Here is a 2,783-nt window from a genome sequence, read left to right on the forward strand (position 1 = left end):
CCACCTCCCGCGCCCAGCGCACGACGCTCCGGCCTGCGGACGTGGCGCGCGCCGGGCGGCCCCGCACGAGCAGGACCTGACCGAGCTGCGCCTCGAGCGCGGAGATGCGCTGGCTGACCGCCGACGGGGTGATGCGCAGACGACGGGCCGCGGCATCCATCGTCCCCTCCTCGACCACGACGGCCAGGGTCTCGGCGTGCGACAGCGGGAGACGGGCCATCAGTTCTCCTTATGTAGCGACAGATACATGAGCTGGCGTGAAGTCTAGGCGGATCGTACGGTCGAGGTGTGCTCGCCTCCCTCCTCGCCGGTCTCGGCCTCGGCTCCTCGCTCATCGTGGCGATCGGCGCCCAGAACCTGTTCGTGCTGCGGCAGGGCATCCGCCGCGAGCACGTGCTCGCCGTCGTCGCGGTCTGCACCCTCAGCGACCTCGCGCTCATCGCTCTCGGCGTCAGCGGCATCGGGCTCCTGCTGCACGGGGTGCCGTGGCTCGCGATCGCGGTGCGCATCGCCGGCGCCGCGTTCCTGATCGGCTACGGGCTGCTCGCCGCCCGACGGGCGCTGCGACCGGCGGGCGAGACGCTGACAGTGACGGGTCCAGCGACGGATGCCGCGGCCTCCGTCTCGTCCGGAACGCTCACCGCGACCCGACGTCGCGCCGTCGTCGGCACCGCCCTCGCCCTCACCTGGCTGAACCCGCACGTCTACCTCGACACGGTGTTCCTGCTCGGCTCGGTCGCGTCCTCGCAGGGCGACGGTCGCTGGTGGTTCGCGCTCGGCGCCGGCGTCGCGAGCATCATCTGGTTCGCCGCACTCGGCTACGGCGCTCGCCTCCTCGCGCCCGTGCTCGCGACACCGCGCGCGTGGCGGGTGCTGGACGCCGTGATCGCCGTCGTCATGGTGACGCTCGGGGTCCTCCTCGCCGTCGGCGGGTGAGCCGCGGCATCCCGAGACGACGAAGGGCCCCCTCCGAGACGGAGAGGGCCTTTCGGAAGCGGTCTGATCAGACCAGCGAGTTGACGTCCAGCGGGATGCCGGGGCCGAACGTGGTCGACACGGCGCCCTTCTGGATGTAGCGGCCCTTCGAGCTCGACGGCTTCAGACGCACGATCTCGTCGACCGCGGCAGTGAAGTTCTCGCCCAGCTGCTCGGCCGTGAACGAGGCCTTGCCGACGACGAAGTGCACGTTGGCGTGCTTGTCGACGCGGAACTCGATCTTGCCGCCCTTGATCTCCTCGACGGCCTTGGCCGGGTTGGGGGTCACGGTGCCGGTCTTCGGGTTCGGCATGAGGCCACGGGGACCCAGCACCTTGCCGAGACGACCGACCTGGCCCATGAGCTCGGGGGTCGAGACCGCCGCGTCGAACGCGGTGTAGCCGCCGGCCACCTTCTCGATGAGCTCGGCGCCGCCGACCTCGTCCGCACCCGCGGCGATGGCGGCCTCCGCGGCCGGACCCGTCGCGAACACGATCACGCGCGCCGTCTTGCCGGTGCCGTGGGGAAGGATGACGGTGCCGCGCACCATCTGGTCGGCCTTGCGCGGGTCGACCGAGAGCTTCAGCGCGACCTCGACGGTCGAGTCGAACTTCGCCGAACCGGTCTCCTTCGCGAGCGCGACGGCCTCAGCGGCGGTGTAGAACTTGTCGGCGTCGATCTTGGCCTTCGCGGCCTCGTACGCCTTGGACTTCTGTGCCATGGTGACGCTCCCCCTCAGTCCTCGACCGTGATGCCCATGGAACGGGCGGTGCCGGCGATGATCTTCGATGCGGCCTCAATGTCGTTCGCGTTGAGGTCGGGCTGCTTGGTCTCGGCGATCTGGCGCACCTGCTCCTTGGTGAGCTTGGCGACCTTCACCGTGTGCGGGGTCTTGGACCCCTTCTGCACGCCAGCGGCCTTCTTGATGAGCTCCGCCGCCGGCGGGGTCTTCAGGATGAACGTGAAGCTGCGGTCTTCGTAGACGGTGATCTCGACCGGGATGACGTTGCCACGCTGCGACTCGGTCGCGGCGTTGTACGCCTTGCAGAACTCCATGATGTTGACGCCATGCTGACCGAGCGCGGGGCCGATCGGCGGCGCCGGGTTGGCGGCGCCGGCGTTGATCTGGAGCTTGATCAGGCCGGTCACCTTCTTCTTCGGTGCCATTTCCTTTTCCTTTCAACGAGCGGATGCCTCGCGGCATCCCTCTCTCCCGCAGCCCGGCCATTCCGGGGAGCGGTGGTCTGTGTCAGAGCTTGGTGACCTGGTCGAACGACAGCTCGACGGGGGTCTCGCGCTCGAACAGCGAGACGAGCACGGTGAGCTTGCCGCTCTCGGGCTTGATCTCGCTGATGGTGCCCGGGAGACCCGCGAACGAGCCCTCCTTGATCGTGATGGTCTCGCCGATCTCGTAGTCGACCTCGGCGGGGATGACGCGGGCCGCGGCCGGAGCGCCCTTGACGGGGGCGCCGCCCTTGACGGGGGCCGCCTCCTTCACCTCGACGAGCGACTGCAGCATCGTGAAGGCCTCTTCGAAGCGCAGCGGGGTCGGATTGTGCGCGTTGCCGACGAAGCCGGTGACGCCGGGCGTGTGGCGAACGACCGACCAGGTGTCCTCGTTGAGCTCCATGCGCACGAGCACGTAGCCCGGGATGCGCACGCGGGTGACCATCTTGCGCTGGCCGTTCTTGATCTCGACGACGTCCTCCATGGGGACCTCGACCTGGTAGATGTCCTCCTCGACCTCGAGCGTCGACTTGCGCTGCTCGATGTTGGCCTTCACCTTGCGCTCGAAACCGGCGTAGGAG

The 2,783-nt window shown here is 69.0% G+C and carries 4 protein-coding genes and 1 pseudogene; 1 reads left to right on the plus strand and 4 read right to left on the minus strand.

Going from position 1 to position 2,783, the window contains the following annotated elements; genetic code table 11:
* Positions 1-220, minus strand: a pseudogene (locus ASG00_RS17290) (LysR family transcriptional regulator); the annotation flags it as partial.
* A 68-nt stretch (positions 221-288) separates the two neighbouring features.
* On the opposite strand from ASG00_RS17290, the gene ASG00_RS05885 reads away from it, so the two are divergent.
* Entirely contained in the window at positions 289-936 is a 648-nt protein-coding gene (locus tag ASG00_RS05885; protein ID WP_056207537.1) for a LysE/ArgO family amino acid transporter, read from the plus strand.
* A 67-nt stretch (positions 937-1,003) separates the two neighbouring features.
* Here ASG00_RS05885 and rplA read toward each other — a convergent pair whose 3' ends face one another.
* The 3 genes from rplA to nusG all read right to left on the minus strand — a co-directional run.
* Positions 1,004-1,696, minus strand: a complete 693-nt coding sequence (gene rplA, locus ASG00_RS05890) for a 50S ribosomal protein L1 (RefSeq protein WP_045247324.1) — start codon at positions 1,694-1,696, stop codon at positions 1,004-1,006.
* Between the two features lie 14 nt (positions 1,697-1,710).
* The gene (gene rplK / locus ASG00_RS05895; RefSeq protein WP_045247325.1) at positions 1,711-2,142 is read right to left on the minus strand and encodes a 50S ribosomal protein L11; all 432 of its coding nucleotides are present in this window, start codon (positions 2,140-2,142) and stop codon (positions 1,711-1,713) included.
* A gap of 82 nt (positions 2,143-2,224) precedes the next feature.
* Positions 2,225-2,783: transcription termination/antitermination protein NusG (gene nusG / locus ASG00_RS17295; protein WP_235559267.1), on the minus strand; the 559-nt coding region annotated here is incomplete at its 5' end.

Source organism: Microbacterium sp. Leaf351 (genome assembly GCF_001423825.1).
GTDB lineage: Bacteria > Actinomycetota > Actinomycetes > Actinomycetales > Microbacteriaceae > Microbacterium > Microbacterium ginsengisoli.

Excerpts from the sequence above, each read along its gene's own strand:
- rplA (WP_045247324.1), bottom strand. The coding sequence starts at position 1,696 with ATGGCACAGAAGTCCAAGGCGTACGAGGCCGCGAAGGCCAAGATCGAC.
- rplK (WP_045247325.1), bottom strand. The coding sequence starts at position 2,142 with ATGGCACCGAAGAAGAAGGTGACCGGCCTGATCAAGCTCCAGATCAAC.